The organism is Legionella longbeachae (assembly GCF_004283175.1).
Lineage (GTDB): Bacteria > Pseudomonadota > Gammaproteobacteria > Legionellales > Legionellaceae > Legionella > Legionella longbeachae.
In genome coordinates this window covers 103968-124158 of record NZ_RXNW01000005.1, presented here as the reverse complement: position 1 = coordinate 124158, position 20191 = coordinate 103968, and the positions used below count along the sequence as shown (strand labels likewise).

Sequence of the window (20191 nt, the reverse complement as noted above, 5' to 3'; positions counted from 1 at the left end):
AAAAAGCGTGACTATTTACTTTTAAAGTATATATAGACAATTGTAGAAATTGGGCCATTCAGCCAACCTACATATATTTTAAACGTAGTTACAAGAAAAATAGCGCTTCCATTTAAGCTTAAAGATATAAGGAAGCGACCCAGTGCCAGGGCTAAATTGATCACATTTTTGACAGAAACCTATGCATGCCAGACATGCTTTATACCGATTACGAATTATTTCCGGGCTATCACACGCCGTTGGCTTACTTTTTCAACCCACTTAGCTCGTAACCAGTATATCTCACAGTATGCACCTTTCATTAGAACTTTTTCGAAATACTCAGCAAAGAAGGAAGTGCAAGAAAATACGAAATACCCAATCAAATCGTCCACGACAAAACACGGGGACTTGGGTATGGTGTTGACCAAGCAATTTGCTTTTACCTTAGCGTCTCGAAAGTCTAATATACAGGGAACATGCATGAGGTCTGTCCACAAGGCTATGGGCTCGCCTAAAGATCACTTCACTTATTGTTCAATCCCAGGTGACACTGACCTATTAACGGCTTATGGTGAAATGGCTAAATTTTCAAGCAATTGCAATAAAGCATGCCTCTTCATGCAGCAACGAAGCATCGAAAATTTAGCAACCACCCAAAAAAATAGGAATGTCAGCCATCACATTGAACCTCTAAGGAATTTTGAGCCTTATAAGCAGGCCTATTTACTATTTGCTAATTTGGGACAAAATATTATGGTTTTCGAGCAGTTAAGTGCAGCATACACGAAATATGCAAGCATCGTAGCAAAGAAAATCAAGACATTTTGTTCAAAATAGCAGATTTAAAAATAGTCCCTATCTCATCTTAAATGACAGCGCCCTAAATATGGGGTAATAGATGGAAAAAATGTTAATTAATGCAATGCAAACTGAAGAAGTTCGTGTTGCACTTGTTAAAGATAAATATTTATTTGATCTGGATATTGAATGTCCCGGTGAAGTGAAAAAAAAGGGTAATATATATAAGGCGACGGTTACCCGGAGAGAGCCTAGCCTCGATGCCATTTTTGTAGAATATGGCGCCAAGCGTCAAGGATTTCTGCCACTAAAAGAAATTGCACCTGAATATTTAAGTAAAAGTCCCGATGAGTTTGGCGATGAAAAACCACCAATCACTTCGTTAATCCGCGAAGGCCAGGAATTATTAGTTCAAGTTGATAAAGAAGAGCGGGGCAGCAAAGGCGCAGCGCTTACAACCTTTATTACTTTAGCAGGTTGCTATTTGGTTCTCATGCCCAATAACCCGCGTTCAGGCGGCATTTCGCGTCGTATAGAAGGTGAAGAGCGAGATGAGCTTCGGGAAACACTTAACGCGCTCGTTCTCCCTGAAGACATGGGGCTTATCATTCGAACCGCTGGTGTTGGCAAAAGTCAGGAAGAATTACAAGATGATTTGGACATGCTTTGTAATCAATGGCAATCCATTAAACAAGCTTATAATACAGAGCTGGCTCCTTGCTTGATCCACCAGGAAGGTGACGTAATTATCCGTTCAATTCGTGATAATCTACGCAAATCAATTAGTGAAATCATCATTGATGATCAGATTTCTTATATTAAAGCAAAACAATACATTGAACGCGTTAAACCTGAGTTTTTACCCAACCTAAAACTCTACAACAGCAGCATTCCTTTATTTAATTTCTATCAAATCGAAAGCCAAATAGAAACTGCATACCAGCGACAGGTTATGTTACCCTCTGGAGGTGCATTGGTCATTGATAGAACTGAGGCACTGGTTTCAATTGATGTAAATTCGGCCAAAGCAACAGGCGGCGCCGATATTGAAGCAACCGCTTTAAATACCAATATAGAGGCAGCAGACGAAATTGCACGTCAATTACGTCTACGCGATTTAGGCGGTTTAGTAGTGATTGATTTTATTGATATGAGCTCCAGTAAAAATCAACGCGAAGTTGAAAATCGCTTAAAAGAAGCTTTGCAAGCCGACCGCGCGCGTATTCAAGTTGGTCGGATCTCTCGTTTTGGGCTTTTAGAAATGTCTCGGCAACGTCTGAGGCTATCTCTTGGTGAAAGTGCCCAGGAGGTTTGTCCTCGCTGCGAAGGACGTGGTACCGTTCGTAATATCCAATCGCATGGATTATCCATTACACGACTTATCGAAGAAGAAGCATTAAAAGAAAAAACTGCCGAAATTCAGGTACAGCTTCCTCCTGAGATGGCTACTTTCATTATGAATGAAAAACGCAATTACATTAGAGATATCGAAAAAAGACATGGTGTGTCGGTAATGATCATTGCAAATCCGTATATGCACTTACCTCAATATTCAATTACTCGTTTGAAAGAAGATAACGTAGGCAAATCTAAAAAACCAAGTTATAGCTTAATTCAACAACCTGAATTACAGGTTTCGAGCAGTGAAACTGATATTTCTTCACATGATGAACCCGCGGTCAAATCATTTGTTGAACATCAACCAGTGAAAAGTTCACAAACAAGCTTCATCAAACGATTATGGACCAGCTTATTTGGTGGACACACTGAGTCAACGGTTTCAGCGACTCAAAGTCAATCTCCAAGGGCACAAAACCGCGGCCACACTCATGCCAAGTCTTCCAAGAGCTCTTCTGGTGACAAAAAATCGACCAACCGTAGACGTCGATCGATTGGATCACAACAACGAGCAAACACAAATAGTGGCTCATCAAGTTCTGGCATGCATCGTAAAAAATCAAACCAGCCACAACAATCAAATAAAGCGCCCTCTGCTCGGAATGAAAGCAATAAAAAAAGGGAACCTGCGATAAAAGAATAGAAATAAGTTTGTGCCCTCAGTTGAATTACGTTCTACTGAGGAGCCCAATACGGTGCATTTTATGTAATAATATTCATTTATCTTATACACCAACATGGAGAGTTTGAAATGATACCTGTCAAAGGCTATGCCGCCCAAAGTGCAAAAGCCCCCCTTACTCCTTATTCTTTTAATCGTCGTGAAGTAGGCGAACATGATGTTTTAATTGATATCCATTATTGTGGTATTTGTCACTCTGATATTCATCTTGTAAGAGGCGAATGGGGTGGAAGTATCTTTCCAATGGTTCCTGGCCATGAAATTATTGGCCTTGTAAGCCAAACAGGGTCTGCGGTTACTCAATTTAAAATAGGTGATCGAGTAGGTGTTGGTTGCTTTGTTGACTCGTGTCGTCAGTGTGACAATTGTCATGAAGGATTTGAACAGTTTTGTGATAAAGGCATGACTTTAACTTATAACTCTACAGAACCCAATGGAAAGAATACGACCAAAGGTGGTTACTCCACTAAAATAGTTGTAGATGAGAATTATGTATTAAAAATTCCATCCAACTTACCCTTAGATGCAGCAGCCCCCCTGCTGTGCGCAGGAATTACTCTCTATTCACCACTAAAACATTGGCAAACAGGTCCTGGAAAACGGGTGGGGATTTTAGGCTTAGGCGGCCTTGGACATATGGGAGTAAAGCTCGCCCATGCAATGGGAGCTGAAGTGAGCGTCCTTAGCCATTCACTGAACAAAGAAGCTGATGGCATACGCATGGGAGCAGATCATTTTTTTGCAACTTCTAATCCAAAAACTTTTGAACAACTAACTAATTATTTTGATCTCATCATCTGTACTGTCTCTGCAAAAATAGATTGGAATGAGTATCTCAAACTGCTGAAACGTGATGGAACTATGGTGGTTGTTGGTATTCCAGAAGAACCAGCCCTGATTAATTCATTTTCTTTGATAGAGCGCCGCAGAAATTTGGCAGGCTCGTTGATTGGTGGTATCAAAGAAACTCAAGAAATGCTTGATTTTTGCGGCAAACATCACATAGTCTCTGAAATTGAATTAATTCCTATGCACCAAGTTAATGAAGCTTATGAACGCGTTTTGAAAAGTGATGTTCGCTATCGATTTGTTATTGATATGGCCTCACTTTCATAAAATTATGTGAGTTTGGGATAAAGAATTGATTTAGATCCAGTATCCATCTTAACGAAATAATCCTTTCAACGAAAGGATTATTTCGTTAAACTAGGGAAAGGGAAACAGATATATTCGACCCAATTATAGGTCAAATCAATATTTCAGCTAAGGTACTGCAGTTAGTGTTGCAGATCCAAATAGGCCCAAAATTAAAAACGTTAAAAAAATAACGATAAATAAAAAGAAGAGTACTTTCGCAATATTAGTGGCTGTGGATGCAATACCTCGAAAACCAAACAGGCCTGCTACTAGAGCAATAACTAAGAATATAAGGGCCCACTTTAGCATGATAATCTCCTTATCGAGAAAATAAATATTCTTTAAATATCCTTCTTATTGAAAATTTTATCTCAGAATCTGCGTCCTCATGCAATGAGAAAAGAAGCTCTTTTAGGCATGAATGGCACCTTACTTTTGATTATAGCTGAAAAATGAAATAACCAAGAAAACACTATGAAATCATGGGGTATAACACTAGAGGATAGTAAGCTTATAAACCTGTAGCAATAGGATTAATACCTATGTTAGGATTTACGCCACAGTCATCAAGGATTTTAAGTAAATTATTCCCTCTTTTGGTTAACCGTTTAATACAATATTCTTCAAGGTAGCTTTTCAAAATGTATTCATATTCGGGTAAGGTTAGAACTTTGAGTATTTTTTCAGCCATTTCCAGGTCGCGCTTCTTCCCATAATCACACGCTTGAAATAAAACACCTCCAAGCATTGCCGCAAGACTTGCCTTGCGGGTTGGCCCTGCCAAATGAAAGCGTTGAATGCACTCATCGATTGCCCTTTCTTTATCCCACACAACCCACTCATTATAAAAAGCGAGGGCCGGATCAGGGTTAAACTGATTCGTTTTCTCCAACTCTTGAATAGCATAAGCCACTGCTACTATAGCTTGGATATTAGCCCAGGAACAATTACCACTAATCTGTGAACTAATGGGCATTTTTGCTACAGGAACTAACCCTAATTGTTGGTTGATCATTTGATGAAAATAAGTCCTTGCTTGTTTTTTATATAAAAAATCGTGCAAAAAGTAACTATCAAAAGCCTCTGGTCTCGTGATCTTATAAATATTGACACTCCCTTCTTTTAGACTATTTTCACCCCTGTCAATTTTTGCCCACCACTGCCTCAAACGGATAAAGCCCATAGCATGGCCACGACTTGCTGCGGGCAATATTAACATAGATGCGTTTACGAGTGTTTGCAACCGTACAAGATGTTGTCTGTCCAAAAATGGCAAATGCTGATATTGCAAAAGCTCCTCAGCAATAGTAAATGCATCAATTATGGTATGAGCAAATGGGAAAAATTCCCGTAAATGCCGTGTTGAAAAACTACTAATAAAACGCCTTAAAGCATCTTTTATTGCAGAAACAGTAAATTCCAGTATAAAGCCTTCATAATCCAGTTCAATAAACTCATCCCTGGAATTTACGATATCGACATCTCCTTGTAGTTCGAACCGATGCCCCAAAAGTTTGCCATTAATGAAATCCAGCGCAAAATCAAGCTTTGCCCCATAATTATAGAGCACGTGTTTGAGTACATCCTGACCACGGAGTACCGGATAGACCAATACAGAAAGTCCATTGCGTGTATAGGCATTAGGGTCTGCTCCATTTTCTAATAATAGACGTGCGAACGCCACATCATTATTATCTACAGCCCAATGCAAAGGGGTACGTCCAGTTACATCAGTTTTATTCACATCCACTTTACGAATAATTAATTGCTCGGCAATTTCAATTTGACGAGTAATAGCACACTCGATTAAAGGCGTAAAACCATACTCATCAATGTCATCTAACGACTCCCCTGCCCTAAGATAAGATTCAAAATCAGGCATTTGATGACTGATTATGTCACTTGCAATTGTCATTGAGGTCCTCTAGGTTTAGGTGTATTCGTAAATTTTGGCATATGCCCTAAACGCAGTTGCTTTTCTTGTTCTTGGTTACGGCGCTCATTATCAAATTCTCGCCTAGCTTCAGTATTTAAAGGAGGTTCAGGATTTAAGGGGGAATCAACGCCATCAAAACGCTGACTGTTTAGCTCTGGATGTTGCAAAATACTATTTTGCAATTCGCCTTCAGGGCCAGGTTGCGCTTCCTGGTTAGAATGCTCACGCGCTTTTACCGATGCCAGCCGCCGCTCCCCCTGCTGTTCTGCTAAACGTCTTTGTCTTTCCATTGCCTTAGTTTCCGCGACTAAAATGGATTCTTTTTCTATACGAGAGAGTTCAGGCAACTCATATATTTTTTTAAGCAAAACATATACGGCATTAATACCGCCATCTTTAGGATTTGCACTGTGAAAAGCAGCCACATCTGCAATCTGGGGTAACCAATGATTAATTAAATTCTTTAATAAAGGAAAAGCATTTTTGCGACTTTCTGTACCATGAATAATGAGTAATGAGTGTTTCTTATTTTTTACCTGTTTTTGAATAAATTTTAACAAAGCCTTACGGGCATCTTCTGCCTGTAAACCTGAAAGATCTAACTTTGCATCCCAGGGAACTTGTCCTGTTTTTAATTCATGAAATTGCTTACCAGATATACTCGGCGTCACATAAGATAAAACTGCGTGAGCAAGAACCGGCTCTTCAATATCATCAGTTAAATAATATTCATTTAGCATATACTTCAAAATATCCAATCGCGTTAATCAAAGTATAACTTAGGTTATAAAAAGTAGGAGGATTTTTAAGTGTTCTAATTATCAATCACAATGAATGATAGAAAAACAACCCACCTTCCCCATCACGGAGAAGGTGACCAAAATCGTCAATAGATACTTTTATTATAGCATTCATTCATAAAGCCTGGATTTGAGCATATCGAAGCTCGATTCAAGATCTTAAATGGAATAAACCAAAACCAGGGGTCCAATCACAAAAATTCCCTTTGCAAAATTTCAGCAATTTGCACCGCATTAGATGCGGCACCTTTACGAATATTATCTGCTACAACCCATAAATTTAGTCCATTTGGATGTGAAATATCCGTACGAATTCGACCTACAAATACTTCATCACGGCCTATGGCATTTTTTATTGCCGTTGGATAACTTGCTTTACTTATATTATCTATCACCTTAATACCCGGCGCTTTAGAAAGAATAGTACGAGCCTCTTCTGCGGTCATTGCTCTGTTTAGTTCTATATGGATGGCCTCTGAATGCCCGTAAATAACAGGGACTCGAACAGCCGTAGGGTTCACCATAATATGCTCATCCTCCATAATCTTACGTGTTTCCCATACCATTTTCATTTCTTCACGGCTATAACCATTATCTTCAAATTGATCAATATGGGGAATAGCATTAAAAGCAATTTGCTGGGGATAAACATTGACCTGGGGAGGCTTACCATTTAATAAATCCCCCACTTGTGAAACAAGTTCACTAATGGCTTTTTTTCCAGTACCCGAAACAGACTGGTAAGTTGCAACATTGATACGAGAAATTCCTGCAGCATCATATAAAGGTTTTAAAGCAACAACCATCTGAATGGTCGAACAATTGGGATTAGCAATAATACCTCTGTTTTTATATTCAGCGATGCGATGAGGATTCACCTCTGGAACAACTAGAGGAATATCATCTTCATAACGAAAACATGAGCTGTTATCAACAACGACACAACCACTAGCAGCAGCTTTGGGGGCATATTCTTTAGATACAGCTCCTCCTGCTGAGAATAAAGCAATATCTGCCTGGCTAAAATCAAATTCTGCTAAATCTAAAACATCTAATTCATTGTTTTTAAACATTACTGTTTTGCCAACAGAGCGAGAACTCGCCAAAGGATAAAGAGCCTTCACAGGAAAATTTCTTTCTTCCAATACCGTTAAAAAAGTTTCCCCTACAGCGCCCGTAGCTCCCACGATGGCTACATTTAATTCTCTACTCATTATAACCTCACTCTATGTTCTATTAATTGTATCCTTGATAAGTCCAAACACCCCACCATAGGTTATCCCATTAATGCCTTATGCCTCAAATAATGATCCATTAATACCAGAGCCATCATTGCTTCGGCTATAGGTACTGCTCTAATTCCCACACAAGGATCATGTCGTCCCTTAGTTACTACAGAAACCTCTTCCCCAAAAATATTGAGCGTTTTTCCAGGAGTAGTAATGCTTGATGTAGGTTTTAATGCGATGCTTACTTCTATATTTTGTCCAGTAGAGATGCCACCTAAAACCCCACCTGCATTGTTACTCAAAAAGCCAAAATGCGACATCTCATCTCGATGTACTGAACCAAGCTGACTAACAGCTGCAAAACCAGCTCCCACTTCAACTCCTTTAACCGCATTAATTGACATCATTGCATAGGCTAAAGTCGCATCCAATTTATCGAACACAGGATCGCCCAGCCCTACAGGTACATTACGGGCAATAACTTTTACCCGGGCCCCAACTGAATCCCCCTGCCTTCTTAGTTGTTCCACTGCATCCGCAAGATTCTGGACTTGTGAATTATTAGGGCAAAAAAAAGGATTATTATGAATCTCTGTTTCATCCTCAACGCTTAAAACCAAATCACCCATTTGTTGTAAGTAACCCACAATTTCAACATTTAAATGATGGCGTAGGTACAAACGGGCGATTGCACCAGCTGCAACTCGAGCTGCAGTTTCGCGTGCTGAAGATCGGCCCCCACCTCGATAATCCCTATGGCCGTATTTATGATGATAGGTAAAATCGGCATGCCCTGGACGAAATAAATTTTTGATTTCTTCATAATCTCTGGAACGTTGATCTGTATTTGGAATCAACAAAGCAACAGGCGCACCTGTTGTTTTTCCTTCAAATACACCAGAGAGGATTTGCACTTTATCATCTTCCCTTCTTTGGGTAGTGTATTTTGATTGCCCTGGTTTACGTTTATCAAGAAAGGGTTGAATATCCTCGGCATGCAATGCTAATCCCGGGGGGCAACCATCTACCACACAACCAATAGCTGGGCCATGGCTTTCGCCAAATGTAGTGACTGTAAATAAAGTTCCAAAAGTATTACCTGACATTAAAATACTCATCGAGTTGTTGTTTCGTTAATAAAAACACACCATGTCCGCCCTGGCTCATTTCCAACCAGGTGAAAGGAACATGTGGGTATGCCTCACATAAAGCCTCATCACTATTTCCTACCTCTACAATCAAAAGACCATGTTCACTTAAATAGGCATGAGCATTTTGCAAAATGCTTTCCACAATAGTCAAACCATTATTCCCGGTTTCTAATGCTAAAACAGGTTCATGACGAAATTCATCCGGTAAAGTTTGCATCTCCTCTTTACCCACATAAGGAGGATTACAGACAATTAAATCATAGTGTACTTGCGGTACTTTGGTGAAACAATCTGACTCAATTAATGTAAGCTGATCTTCAACACCTAATTGTTCACGATTTATTGCAGCAACAGCGAGTGCTTCACTGGAAATATCCGTAGCATCAACTAGAGCCTCAGGAAAAGCATAACAGCAAGCGATCGCGATGCATCCACTGCCGGTACATAGATCCAAAATACGATGAACCTTATCCGCATCGATCCATGGAGAAAATTCATTTTTAATCAGTTCAGCTATGGGCGAACGCGGAATTAAAACCCGTTCATCCACATAAAAAGGTAACTCACAGAAATAGGCTTCTTTTATCAAATAAGGCACTGGGACACGCTGATTAATACGTTTTTCCAATTGCTGACATAAATGTTTTTTTTCACTTGTAGTCAATCGAGCATTTAACCAGTGAGCTTCAATCTCATAAGGCAATAAAAGACTCCTAAGAATCAAAGAATGCATATCATCCCATGCATTATCCGTACCATGGCCATAAAACAAGTTAGAGCTCATCGCACAGGACACACTAAACCGTAAAAAATCTAAAATAGTTACTAATTCTTCCGTTTCTTTAAGTATATAACTGCTCATAGGGGTTGATTCTCATCCAGAAAAAGTACAAATTGTACCCTATGTTAAGTAACAAATGTAGCCTGGCAAAGCAACCCCCATATCAGGAAATTTTTAAAGGTACCCAGGATTTCTACATACCTGAATTTCAAGATATACTTAAATATAACCTTTAAATTCTAGCAAAAAATGACTGATAATTTTGTGTCGGATGAAGACAAGGCGCTTTTTCGCGAATGCATGCGCTCAGTAAAACCACTTCATGAAAAAACGAAACGTGTCGCCACCAAGACACAAGCTCCGACACAAACTAAAAAAAACACTTACAAAGAAGAAAAAAAAGAATATTATTTATCGGATATGATTATTGAAACAGTTCTATCTGAAAGCATTCTTTCATATTCTCAACCCAGTCTTTCCCAACAACGATTCAAAGCATTAAAAAAGGGACAAGTCCCATGGGAGTCCCGATTAGACCTACATGGGCTAAAGAGTGAAAAAGCCAGGGAAATGCTTTGCCAGTTCATTCAAACACAAGCGGAACTCGGCAAAAGATGCTTATTAATCATTCACGGCAAAGGAGGAATTCAAGGTGCTCCTCCTGTAATAAAAAATCTCCTTAATCGCTGGTTACCCCAGATAAATGAAGTCATTGCGTTTCACAGCGCGCTACCTAAAGATGGCGGCAGTGGAGCAATCTATGTTCTCCTGAAAAGAAATCGATAAGATCTGTAAGATCGTGCATGATCCTCATCCTTTACTTGCGTTCATTCTCTATTCTGGGGATAATTCGCTTCATTAATTAAACATCAAGAGCGGAACATGGAACATTTAGGTCAATTTATTATAAATCACTGGCAACTATGGTTAGCCCTAATTGTGATTTTGCTGTTAACCTTCATTAATGAATTAATCACCCAAAAGAAAAAAGCAAAAGAGCTGACACCTCAAGCGGCTGTAGATTTAATTAATAATGAAAATGCTGTAGTGATTGATTTTCGTGACAAAGAAGCATTCAAACAAGGTCATATTATTGATTCTATTAATGCTAAAAGTGATGATTTTGAGCAACAAAAAATGAATAAATTCAAAAACAAACCTATTATTTTAGTAGGGACTCGAGTCCTGGATACACAAAATATCGCGAAAAAAATACAAGCTCAAGGTTTCCAGGCTCTAGTACTTAGCGGGGGAATCACTGCCTGGCAAGAAGCAAACCTACCCTTAGTGAAAGGAAAATAAGACCATGGCTGAAATAATCATGTACAGTACCGGCTACTGCCCTTACTGCACCAGAGCAAGAGAGTTATTCAAACAAAAAAACACTTCGTTTACTGATATTCGTGTTGATTTAAACCCTGAATTACGTGAAGAAATGATTACCAAAAGTGGTAGACATACCGTGCCACAAATTTTCATCGATGGTCAACATATTGGGGGCTGCGATGAATTATATGCCTTGGATGCCCAGGGAAAACTCGATCAATTACTAAGAGGATAGCAATAATATGAGCGAACAAGCGAACCAGATTCCACAAAACAATGAAACCCAATTTATGATTCAAAGAATCTATGTTAAAGATTTATCTTTTGAAACCCCGAATACTCCTGCGGTTTTTCAACAACAATGGGAACCTGAGCTAAATCTCGACCTGAACACCTCCACGACAAAACTAGAGGAAAATGTTTTTGAAGTTGTATTAACAGTAACCGCCACAGTGACCAATCAAAAAAGCACAGCCTTTTTAGTTGAAGTGAAACAAGCAGGTATTTTCACTATCCAGGGCGCCCCAGAAAATCAATTGGATCATTTATTAAATAGCTTCTGCCCCAATATCCTATTCCCCTACGCGCGCGAAGCAATAACGTCCCAGGTTATTCGTGGCAGTTTCCCACAACTGGTACTGGCGCCTATTAATTTTGATGCTTTGTACATGCAGCAAATTGCTGAAAAACAAAAATCAGCTCAAGCTAAAGAAGAAGCCACGCACTAAAAATAAGATAGTGTATGGAGTAGATAGGTACGCCTTATAAAGTTACAAAATCGCCATTCCCGCGCAAGCGGGAATCTATTACGATGAATAAATTAATTTAAGATATTCCTGGTTTTGCTTGTCAGGCATAACTGCAACTTGTTTAAGAACTTTAAAAATGAATCAGAAAACAATTGCCATATTAGGTGCAGGATCTTGGGGTACTGCCATTGCAATCCATCTTGCTCATATAGGGCATAGGGTTCTATTGTGGGGGCAAGATCCTCAGCACGTCGCTCTTATGGCAGAGAAAAGAGCAAATCACCGTTACTTGCCCGACATTAATTTTCCTCAATCCCTTGTTCCTACTCATGATTTTGCTTACTGCCTCAAGGAAGCAGAATACGTGATTATTGCTGTGCCATCCCATGCATTTGCTGAAATTATCGCGAAAATCCCCAAAACACTTCAAGGATTAGCATGGCTCACTAAAGGAATTGATCCACAAAGCCATCAGCTTTTAAGTGAATTAGTTTCCAAGACTTTTGGCCCTTCTTTTCCTCAAGCCATTATTTCTGGACCCTCTTTTGCTAAAGAAGTAGCATGTTTATTACCTACTGCAGTAACTTTAGCCTCTAACAACCCAGAATATCAAAAAAATATCCAGAATTTACTTCATCATCGTAACTTACGAGTTTACTTAAGCAATGACCTTATAGGTGTCCAAATTTGCGGGGCAATTAAAAATGTATTGGCAATTGGTTGTGGCATAAGTGATGGCTTGGGATATGGTGCAAATGCTAAAGCTGCCTTAATCACCCGAGGCTTGGCAGAGATGGAACGTCTAGGACTTGCTTTGGGTGCGCAACCAGATACGTTCCTTGGCCTGGCAGGCGTAGGGGATTTAGTATTGACTTGTACCGATGATCAATCCCGTAATCGCCGTTTTGGTTTACTTCTTGGTCGCAATACAAGCATAGCTGAAGCGGAACTACAGATTGGGCAGGTAGTAGAAGGAAAGAGCAATGCATCACAAGTCTGTTTCATAGCAAAGCAACATCAAGTAGAAATGCCTATCTGTGAACAAATTAATGCACTTTTACTTGGAAAAATTAGTGCTAAAGAAGTAGTGCAAAACCTCATGAATCGCCCCCCCAAAGAAGAATAAATCTCAACATGAGTGCGACATGAAGGATTCCATTATATCGCTTTATAAAACAGGATTAGAAAAACACCACTTAGTCAATAACAGGGGTATCGTACCGTACTTGATTAATGAAGTTTCAAAAGCCCACACTACTGAAGACTTGATTAAACTTTTTTCAAATCATCTTAATTCAGACAGAGCTCAATATGGAACAATAAGCTTGAATTCACAATTATCTGATTGGAAAAAAAATCTTGAGAATCTTAAGTCGCTTCAACAACAAATTCGTGTTGAATTAGGTAAAATATCAATCACATCCAGAAATAAAAACATCATTTTACTTCTTAAAGAAATCCTATCTGACTCTAATTTATTGTTACATAATCACATAATAAAATTTTTGAATATACTTAACAATAACTCCATATCGGAGCTGATTGATTATATAGTACAAATACCCATTGCCCCCAAACCAAAAAATCCTCCAACCGACTCCTTAATTGCACAAACACCTAGAAGTGAGCAACATGCGGAATGCCTCGTTTTATTAAATAACCTAGCATCAGTTCAAGACAAAGAGCGCTTATGGGAAACAGCAAACTGCTTATTACAAACATCACTGGTTATGTATCAAGATTTGGAGTTTTTGGAGGTGAGCCTTGATGATGATAATGATGAAAAGAATTTGCAGAAAATAGAACACAACTGTTGTTCGCTAATGTAAAGAACCACCAATTGAACTACTCCTCGCTATATCACCCTCTGCAAAAGGCTGACGAGTCCCTGATACATACGTCACCTTCCGCAAAAGCGGAAGGTCTATAGCAGCAATAATCTTGTAGTAGCTTCATATAGCAATATATATTCAATAGACCCCCTGCTTTCGCAGAGGGTGACGAGCTCCTATACATACGTCACCTTTCGCAAAAGCGGAAGGTCTATAGTAGCAATAACCTTGGTAGTAGCTTCATATAGCAAAATATATATTCAATAGACCCCCTGCTTTCGCAGAGGGTGGCGGGTTCCTATACATGCATCACCTTCCGCAAAGGCGTAGGAGCTCCTACACATGCGTCACCTTCCGCAAAAGGCTAACGAGCTCCTGATACATACGTCACCTTCCGCAAAAGCGGAAGGTCTAAAATAGCAATAACCTTGGTAGTAGCATCACCTTGCAAAATATATTCAATAGACCCCCTGCTTTCGCAGAGGGTGACGAACTCCTATACATGCGCTACCTTTCGCAAAAGGCTGATGAGTTCTATACATGCATCACCTTCCGCAAAGGCGTAGGAGCTCCTACACATGCGTCACCCTCTGCAAAAAGGTGACGAGCTTCTGATACATACGTCACCTTCCGCAAAAGCGGAAGGTCTAAAATAGCAATAACCTTGGTAGTAGCTTCATATAGCAATATATATTCAATAGACCCCCTGCTTTCGCAGAGGGTGACGAACTCCTATACATGCGCTACCTTTCGCAAAAGGCTGATGAGTTCTATACATGCATCACCTTCCGCAAAAGCGGAAGGTCTAAAATAGCAATAACCGTGGTAGTAGCTTCATATAGCAATATATATTCAATAGACCCCCTGCTTTCGCAGAGGGTGACGAGCTCCTATACATACGTCACCTTTCGCAAAAGGGAGAGGAGCTCCTATGCATACGTCACCTTCCGCAAAAGCGGAAGGTCTATAGTAGCAATAACCTTGGTAGTAGCTTCATATAGCAATATATATTCAATAGACCCCCTGCTTTCGCAGAGGCTGACGAGCTCCTGTACATTCGCCACTTTTTCTGCAAAAGCGGAAAGTCTATAAAAACATCAATTTTGGTGACGCGGTAGTATATAATTAACAAATATCTTCATATAAATCCCGCCATAAAGGATTAACAGATTCAATTAACTCAATTTTCCATGATCGCAAGTATTTCTTTAATCTTTTTTCTCGTTTAATTGCCTCTAGGACATCTATGTGTTGTTCATAATAGACAAGGCGCGTGCAGTTATATTTTTTTGTAAAACTCTCAACGAATTTATTTTTATGTTCCCAAATTCTTTTGACTAAATCTGTGGTTACCCCAATGTATAACGTTCCGTTTTTTTGATTCGTTACAATATATACGTATGAATATTTTTCCATAACAACATCTTGTCCTACAATCGCTCCCGTTTTTAGCTCCTGCTTTTGCAAAGGTTTGCGGTACATACGTCACCTTCCGTGAAAACGGAAGGTCTAAAAGCAACAAACCTTGCTAGAAAATTCTTCTTACTGCATCTCTTTAAGAGACAGGCTAATCCCGAGCACGGTAGCATTATCCCCTGACATCTACCAACTCAATATCCTCAAATGCTAATGGTTCGCCTAAAAATATCTCTCCAACAGTCTGAAAGCGTTTGATCGAATCTGTGACTAAATAAGTGACTCTTCGATACAGCGACGGTACATCATTGAGCAAGTCCTGCTTTTCTAACAAACGATAGAGTGCAATTGCTGTTGCATGTGCTGAATCAACTATGCTTACTCCTTCAGGCAATATAGAAATTAACAATGACTTGAACACAGGAAAGTGCGTACATCCCAACAACACAGTATCTTCATGCGTAAAACCATCCAAATAATATTTTAACGCTTCACGTGCTACTTGATTATTAACCATTCCCTCTTCTGCTAAAGCGACTAAAACACTGCAGGCTCGAGTATTAATAACTGCTCGCGGCAATTGTTGAGCAATTAATTGTTGGTATGCATTCGAAGCAATCGTTGTTTCCGTAGCCAAAACAATAACCTGATTATTTTTAGTCGCAGCAACTGCGGCTGCAGCGCCGGGAGCAACAACACCCAGTACTGGCATGTCCGGTAACATGGATTGCAAATAAGGCAATGCCGCTGTAGTTGCTGTGTTACAAGCTATAACCAAAGCCTTAATACGACGCTCAACCAATAGCTTTGCCATTTGCATTGCATATTGTTTTACCGTATCTGGGCTCTTAGTACCATAAGGAAGACGTGCTGTGTCTCCCAGATAAACGAATGATTCTTGTGGCAACCCCTCTCGTAAGGCACGTAAAACCGTTAGCCCCCCCATCCCGGAGTCAAATACACCAATTGCTAATTGGTTTGTATTCAATTGTATTCCCCTCTTATTATTGTATTTAATACTACATTAATCATGTAACTTCTAATGATACGCTAACTTGCTTTTGACTGGGCGCCTCATGCCCCGTTTTTTCATTTATGTCCCTAAAGTCATTTTGGTCATAGCCCTAGTCTTTGCTCCTCCTCCTCTTTGACTCTTTGTTCTGCATTTTCAATCTGCTCTTTAACTGCAGGCTTCTTACCGTTCAGCAACTTCTCTTTATACTCTTTAGTAGCCTCATCAGTGCCTGCTTCTACTTTATCTATTGCTTTATTATCAAACCTTTTTTCAGTCATTTTAGTTAAGTCTTGTGACTGATTATTGACAACTGAAGTAAATGCATCAAATACTTGTTTTTTATAAGATTCATCGGTAAATTGTTCAAAAACTCCAAGTCTACGTTTTCTTTGCTCGTTTGGATTAAATTCGGAATTTCCTCTCACCAAAATTGCATCAGGAGAAAACTTCATTTTAGGATTCTTTTCACCAAGAATAGCTAATGCTGTCCACAAGAATGCTACCTCATCTTCTTTTCCACTAAAACCACGTATTACAAGAGGCTTGTCTTTTGTGGGAGGACCATCAAGCGTTGAAAGAGCTTGTATCGCCATGGTCATAGAAAACTCTACTTGAGCTTTAGCAAGCTCTCTGGGTGAAAGTTGTTCTGCCGGGGGCTTTGGCTGCCTAGGAAATTGCAGGACTTCAAATTTACTCGGGGCTGTTTTGCTAATTTCATCCCCTTTGAGCATTGAAGAGCCACTGGTTGCCGGGGGATTGGCATCGTAGGTGAAGCGTGCTTCTGTTTTCACATCTACACCGGTATCCCGTCTGTGGTGACTAAAAACCACATCAAAACAACGAACTTCGCCTGCTTTAGGTTTGTCCTCTAACAAAAAGTCCAGCGTCCCTGAACTTCGTTGCGTGAGTAAATATGTATTTTGCGGCGCGGTTTTATCTTTAATAGTCGATAAATCTTTTGCTTGTTCACGAGGAAGATTATAGCTTGCTACTGAATCTGGATCATAAATATACTTTTTCGAACCTTGAGTAGCATGTTCAATTGCAATTAAAATGTGGTTATCAATTTTTTCTTGTACACGCCGATAAAAACCCAGTTGCTCTTTAAGCCGTTTTTCTGTTTTTTCATTCATTAGGATATCGGCCTGCTGAGCAGTATCTGTTTTGCCTTTTAGAGATGGGCTCCTCAGATTTTCCTTAAATGCATCCAGTTCCTTCAATTGCAATTCCAATTGATTAATCATCACAGTACATTGCCTTGATAATTCCTTATATTTGTTTTGCATTCCCTGAGGATCTTTTCGTGCTTTTACCTGGAAGGCAGGATTATATAAATGAATAACCTCATCAAGCTCATCAATTGTCTTTAATTTTTCGATGTGTTTCTCAATGGATTTGCTAAATTCTTTCTGTTGTTCAATACGTTTCCCAGGCTCGCTTAAAAGAAGCTCAATGATCTGGTCCAAATTATGTTTAGGTATAGGCTGGATACGTTGCCCTAATTTTGTAATAAGTTCTGCTTTTTTACCAGGCTCATTGTAATACGCATAGAGTTTAGGATTTGTACGCTCATGAGTCTTGATTTGCTCAGCTAACTTATTGTATTGGTTTTCTCCAAAAAGCTCATTAACCTTATCATCGTTGCCATGATCTAAGCCCAGATCCTCCATAGCGTTTTTAATAAGCTCTCTCTTTGACTCCTTATTCGTAACCGCTTCTATTAGTAGATTTACCCCGGCTAAATCTGCTACATTTTTATTAACCAAAGCCTGAATTACATCATTCGGTTTCGCCTTTAATTGTGCATAAAGTTTGGGATTGGTATCTTTGGCAGCAGCAAGAATGCGGTAGTATTGATTCTCGGCAAATATTTTCTGGTCTTTATCAGGATCTAAACCCAGAGCTCCAATAGCACTTCTAATCGTTAATCTATCTGAATCTGTTTTCGTAGCCGCATCGACCAGGAGTTTTACCCCAGCGGAATCCTCTTTATTTGCAATAACCAGTGCTTTAATCACATTCTCAGGTTTTGCTTTTAATTCCGCATAAAGTATTGGATTGCTCTTTTGGACTTTATCAAGAATAATTTTATATTGGTTCTCAGCAAATAATTTTTTACTATCGTCACTATTCCCGTCTAAACCTAGCGTATTCATCGTTTCTATAATATCGTCCTTGGCGACGTTAGGATCATTCAACTTTTTAAACAAGGTAGTGATATTCTCAACTGAGTCCATCTTCTTTAATTCATTGATAATAGCATCTCTTCTATCACCAAGCTGTTTTTCTAACTCTGTTTTAACAAGCGGATCTAATCTTTTTTCGTTCGCCAATTTCAAAATACGATTATACTGAGCCTCAGCAAAAAGCTCATTCGCTATTTCGTCATCCTCGCCTAAACCCAGCTCCTTCATCGCCGTTTTAATACCTGGTTTATCTATAGCTGGATTCTTAACTGCCTCTACTAATTTATTTACCCCAGCTAAATCCTCTATATTTGCATTAGACAGTGCAACAATAACTTCTTTACCTTTATCTTTATCCTTTAAGTGCTTATGAAGGATTGGGCTATTAGCAAGAGTTTCTTCAAGAATACGTGCATATTGATTGACGGCAAACAGTTCTTTAACCTTAGTATTTTCATTATGCTTTAAACCCAGTTCCTTCATTGCCTGTTGAATGCCTAATTTATCTTTGTTTTTGTCCCGAACATTGTCTAATAATTCATTTACTTTAGCTAAATCCGCTACCTGACCCAGCGCTTTCTGGACCTCATCATTAGGTTTCTCGCTTAATTGCTCGTAAAGTTTAGGATTACTTTTTTCAACCTGCGTACAAATACGAATATATTGATTTTCACCAAATAATTCGTTACTATCTACTAGATTACCATGCTCTAAGCCCAGCTTCTTCATCGCATCGATAACACTTGGCTTCTCTGTACCTGGGTTACTGACTTTATCTAGTAACTTATCTATCTTTTCTACTGAATCTATATCTTCACCCCCATCGGGAGGATTGACTAGAGCATTGATAAATTCTACGCGCCTACGACTTAACTGCGCATGTAGTTTTGGGTTACTGTCTTTAACCTTCTCAAGAATACGTTTGTATTGGTTCTCCGCAAATAGTTCTTTAACTTGAGTACCATCAACCGCTAGACCCAGATCTTCCATCTGATCTTGAAGCGCTGCTCTATCTATTTCAAGATTATTCACAGCATCAAACAGCTCAGTGATCGCCTCGACTTCTACCTGATAATCCCCCCCCTTTAATTTGAGTATAACAGTAGGCTTGCTGTCTATCAGTAGTTTGTGTAGTATACTATTTTCCTCTGCCAATCCTAAAATACGCTCATATTGAACCTCAGCAAAAAGTGCATCGGTATCATGAATGTTTCCTCTTAAGCCTAAGGCCTTCATTGCAGTTTGAGTATCTTCCCAATTTTTAGTGTTACTCACCACTGCATTAAACAACTCTGTCACTTCCTCGGCTGTATCTATTTCCATTAATTTTGCTATAACATTTTCTTTGTTATCAGAAGCCTCAAGCTGAGCTTTTAGTTGACTCCCCTCTGGTGCCGATGCTAAAATTTTGTTGTATTGAACTGTAGCAAATAAATGGCTTGCCATTGATTCTATAACTTCTTTTTTGGGTTTTGCGGCAGATGACCATCCCGATCTGCTCGTATGCCACAGCATATCCAGTTCGTTCATTTTATTTAGGGCATTAAGTACATCTTGCTTACTTAATTCTGGTTTGCTTAAGATTTCATTAAACTTGGCAAATGCAACGTCCGTATTCACGTCTCCCTTCAAGTGAATATCTTGTAGTGTTTCAACCCCTTCTCTGGAATCAAAAAGCTTAGCAATATCTGATTTGAGGGGGTCATTTACGGTTATTTTGCCACTAGTTATTGCTTCATTAGCCATTGCTATCTCCAAACTTATCAATCTATG

The 20191-nt window shown here is 39.3% G+C and carries 18 protein-coding genes; 9 read left to right on the top strand and 9 right to left on the bottom strand.

All coding sequences use genetic code 11. From position 1 onward, the window contains the following. Window positions 1-462 precede the first annotated feature (462 nt). The 3 genes from EKG34_RS18560 (at window position 463) to EKG34_RS06545 (ending at window position 3976) form a co-directional block, all read left to right on the top strand. Window positions 463-819, top strand: coding sequence for a hypothetical protein (locus EKG34_RS18560; RefSeq protein WP_223800099.1), 357 nt, complete (start codon window positions 463-465; stop codon window positions 817-819). 61 nt (window positions 820-880) lie between these two features. Then, window positions 881-2821, top strand: a complete 1941-nt coding sequence (locus tag EKG34_RS06550; RefSeq protein ID WP_003632932.1) for an Rne/Rng family ribonuclease — start codon at window positions 881-883, stop codon at window positions 2819-2821. A 108-nt stretch (window positions 2822-2929) separates the two neighbouring features. Then, complete coding sequence (locus EKG34_RS06545) at window positions 2930-3976, top strand: NAD(P)-dependent alcohol dehydrogenase (protein WP_003632934.1); 1047 nt, start codon at window positions 2930-2932, stop codon at window positions 3974-3976. A 147-nt stretch (window positions 3977-4123) separates the two neighbouring features. Here the strand turns inward: EKG34_RS06545 and EKG34_RS06540 are convergent, their stop codons facing one another. The 6 genes from EKG34_RS06540 to prmB form a co-directional block, all read right to left on the bottom strand. Further along, window positions 4124-4306, bottom strand: a complete 183-nt coding sequence (locus EKG34_RS06540) for a DUF1328 domain-containing protein (RefSeq protein WP_003632936.1) — start codon at window positions 4304-4306, stop codon at window positions 4124-4126. A gap of 202 nt (window positions 4307-4508) precedes the next feature. Then, a complete protein-coding gene (ankH, locus tag EKG34_RS06535) occupies window positions 4509-5912 on the bottom strand; it encodes a Dot/Icm T4SS effector AnkH/LegA3 (protein WP_003632937.1) in 1404 nt (467 codons plus the stop codon). Continuing rightward, window positions 5909-6673 carry a Smr/MutS family protein gene (locus EKG34_RS06530; RefSeq protein ID WP_003632939.1) on the bottom strand — a complete coding sequence of 255 codons (765 nt, stop codon included), beginning with the start codon at window positions 6671-6673 and terminating at the stop codon, window positions 5909-5911. The genes ankH and EKG34_RS06530 overlap by 4 nt, the downstream gene beginning before the upstream one ends. A 251-nt stretch (window positions 6674-6924) precedes the next feature. Beyond that, window positions 6925-7947: an aspartate-semialdehyde dehydrogenase gene (locus EKG34_RS06525; protein WP_003632942.1), complete on the bottom strand. Its 1023-nt coding sequence runs from the start codon at window positions 7945-7947 to the stop codon at window positions 6925-6927. 62 nt (window positions 7948-8009) lie between these two features. Beyond that, window positions 8010-9068 carry a chorismate synthase gene (aroC, locus tag EKG34_RS06520; protein ID WP_012978826.1) on the bottom strand — a complete coding sequence of 353 codons (1059 nt, stop codon included), beginning with the start codon at window positions 9066-9068 and terminating at the stop codon, window positions 8010-8012. Next, entirely contained in the window at window positions 9058-9975 is a 918-nt protein-coding gene (gene prmB, locus EKG34_RS06515; protein WP_003632945.1) for a 50S ribosomal protein L3 N(5)-glutamine methyltransferase, read from the bottom strand. The genes aroC and prmB overlap by 11 nt, the downstream gene beginning before the upstream one ends. A 168-nt stretch (window positions 9976-10143) precedes the next feature. Between prmB and EKG34_RS06510 the strand changes: the two genes are divergently transcribed. The 6 genes from EKG34_RS06510 (at window position 10144) to EKG34_RS06485 (ending at window position 13798) form a co-directional block, all read left to right on the top strand. Then, on the top strand, window positions 10144-10680 hold the full coding sequence (locus tag EKG34_RS06510) for a Smr/MutS family protein (protein ID WP_003632947.1): 537 nt from the start codon (window positions 10144-10146) through the stop codon (window positions 10678-10680). A gap of 96 nt (window positions 10681-10776) precedes the next feature. Beyond that, window positions 10777-11196 carry a rhodanese-like domain-containing protein gene (locus tag EKG34_RS06505; protein WP_003632948.1) on the top strand — a complete coding sequence of 140 codons (420 nt, stop codon included), beginning with the start codon at window positions 10777-10779 and terminating at the stop codon, window positions 11194-11196. 4 nt (window positions 11197-11200) lie between these two features. Next, window positions 11201-11455: a glutaredoxin 3 gene (grxC, locus tag EKG34_RS06500; protein ID WP_003632949.1), complete on the top strand. Its 255-nt coding sequence runs from the start codon at window positions 11201-11203 to the stop codon at window positions 11453-11455. Between the two features lie 7 nt (window positions 11456-11462). Next, the gene (secB, locus tag EKG34_RS06495) at window positions 11463-11948 is read left to right on the top strand and encodes a protein-export chaperone SecB (protein WP_003632951.1); all 486 of its coding nucleotides are present in this window, start codon (window positions 11463-11465) and stop codon (window positions 11946-11948) included. Between the two features lie 157 nt (window positions 11949-12105). Further along, window positions 12106-13095 (top strand): NAD(P)H-dependent glycerol-3-phosphate dehydrogenase, encoded by a 990-nt coding sequence (locus tag EKG34_RS06490; RefSeq protein ID WP_012978825.1) that lies wholly within the window; start codon window positions 12106-12108, stop codon window positions 13093-13095. Between the two features lie 19 nt (window positions 13096-13114). Further along, window positions 13115-13798 carry a hypothetical protein gene (locus EKG34_RS06485; protein WP_003632953.1) on the top strand — a complete coding sequence of 228 codons (684 nt, stop codon included), beginning with the start codon at window positions 13115-13117 and terminating at the stop codon, window positions 13796-13798. Window positions 13799-14926: 1128 nt separating this feature from the next. Here EKG34_RS06485 and EKG34_RS06480 read toward each other — a convergent pair. The 3 genes from EKG34_RS06480 to EKG34_RS06470 all read right to left on the bottom strand — a co-directional run bounded on the left by EKG34_RS06480 (window position 14927) and on the right by EKG34_RS06470 (window position 20164). After that, window positions 14927-15217 carry a GIY-YIG nuclease family protein gene (locus tag EKG34_RS06480; RefSeq protein WP_012978824.1) on the bottom strand — a complete coding sequence of 97 codons (291 nt, stop codon included), beginning with the start codon at window positions 15215-15217 and terminating at the stop codon, window positions 14927-14929. Window positions 15218-15389: 172 nt separating this feature from the next. After that, window positions 15390-16205 carry a glutamate racemase gene (gene murI / locus EKG34_RS06475; RefSeq protein WP_003632955.1) on the bottom strand — a complete coding sequence of 272 codons (816 nt, stop codon included), beginning with the start codon at window positions 16203-16205 and terminating at the stop codon, window positions 15390-15392. Between the two features lie 128 nt (window positions 16206-16333). Next, entirely contained in the window at window positions 16334-20164 is a 3831-nt protein-coding gene (locus tag EKG34_RS06470; protein WP_003632956.1) for a hypothetical protein, read from the bottom strand. Window positions 20165-20191: the final 27 nt, after the last annotated feature.

Excerpts from the sequence above, each read along its gene's own strand:
- EKG34_RS06530 (WP_003632939.1), bottom strand. The coding sequence starts at position 6,673 with ATGCTAAATGAATATTATTTAACTGATGATATTGAAGAGCCGGTTCTT.
- EKG34_RS06525 (WP_003632942.1), bottom strand. The coding sequence starts at position 7,947 with ATGAGTAGAGAATTAAATGTAGCCATCGTGGGAGCTACGGGCGCTGTA.
- EKG34_RS06480 (WP_012978824.1), bottom strand. The coding sequence starts at position 15,217 with ATGGAAAAATATTCATACGTATATATTGTAACGAATCAAAAAAACGGA.
- EKG34_RS06470 (WP_003632956.1), bottom strand. The coding sequence starts at position 20,164 with ATGGCTAATGAAGCAATAACTAGTGGCAAAATAACCGTAAATGACCCC.
- EKG34_RS06505 (WP_003632948.1), top strand. The coding sequence starts at position 10,777 with ATGGAACATTTAGGTCAATTTATTATAAATCACTGGCAACTATGGTTA.
- EKG34_RS06545 (WP_003632934.1), top strand. The coding sequence starts at position 2,930 with ATGATACCTGTCAAAGGCTATGCCGCCCAAAGTGCAAAAGCCCCCCTT.
- EKG34_RS06510 (WP_003632947.1), top strand. The coding sequence starts at position 10,144 with ATGACTGATAATTTTGTGTCGGATGAAGACAAGGCGCTTTTTCGCGAA.
- ankH (WP_003632937.1), bottom strand. The coding sequence starts at position 5,912 with ATGACAATTGCAAGTGACATAATCAGTCATCAAATGCCTGATTTTGAA.
- aroC (WP_012978826.1), bottom strand. The coding sequence starts at position 9,068 with ATGTCAGGTAATACTTTTGGAACTTTATTTACAGTCACTACATTTGGC.
- prmB (WP_003632945.1), bottom strand. The coding sequence starts at position 9,975 with ATGAGCAGTTATATACTTAAAGAAACGGAAGAATTAGTAACTATTTTA.
- EKG34_RS06490 (WP_012978825.1), top strand. The coding sequence starts at position 12,106 with ATGAATCAGAAAACAATTGCCATATTAGGTGCAGGATCTTGGGGTACT.
- EKG34_RS06550 (WP_003632932.1), top strand. The coding sequence starts at position 881 with ATGGAAAAAATGTTAATTAATGCAATGCAAACTGAAGAAGTTCGTGTT.
- EKG34_RS06485 (WP_003632953.1), top strand. The coding sequence starts at position 13,115 with ATGAAGGATTCCATTATATCGCTTTATAAAACAGGATTAGAAAAACAC.
- EKG34_RS06540 (WP_003632936.1), bottom strand. The coding sequence starts at position 4,306 with ATGCTAAAGTGGGCCCTTATATTCTTAGTTATTGCTCTAGTAGCAGGC.
- secB (WP_003632951.1), top strand. The coding sequence starts at position 11,463 with ATGAGCGAACAAGCGAACCAGATTCCACAAAACAATGAAACCCAATTT.
- grxC (WP_003632949.1), top strand. The coding sequence starts at position 11,201 with ATGGCTGAAATAATCATGTACAGTACCGGCTACTGCCCTTACTGCACC.
- EKG34_RS18560 (WP_223800099.1), top strand. The coding sequence starts at position 463 with ATGAGGTCTGTCCACAAGGCTATGGGCTCGCCTAAAGATCACTTCACT.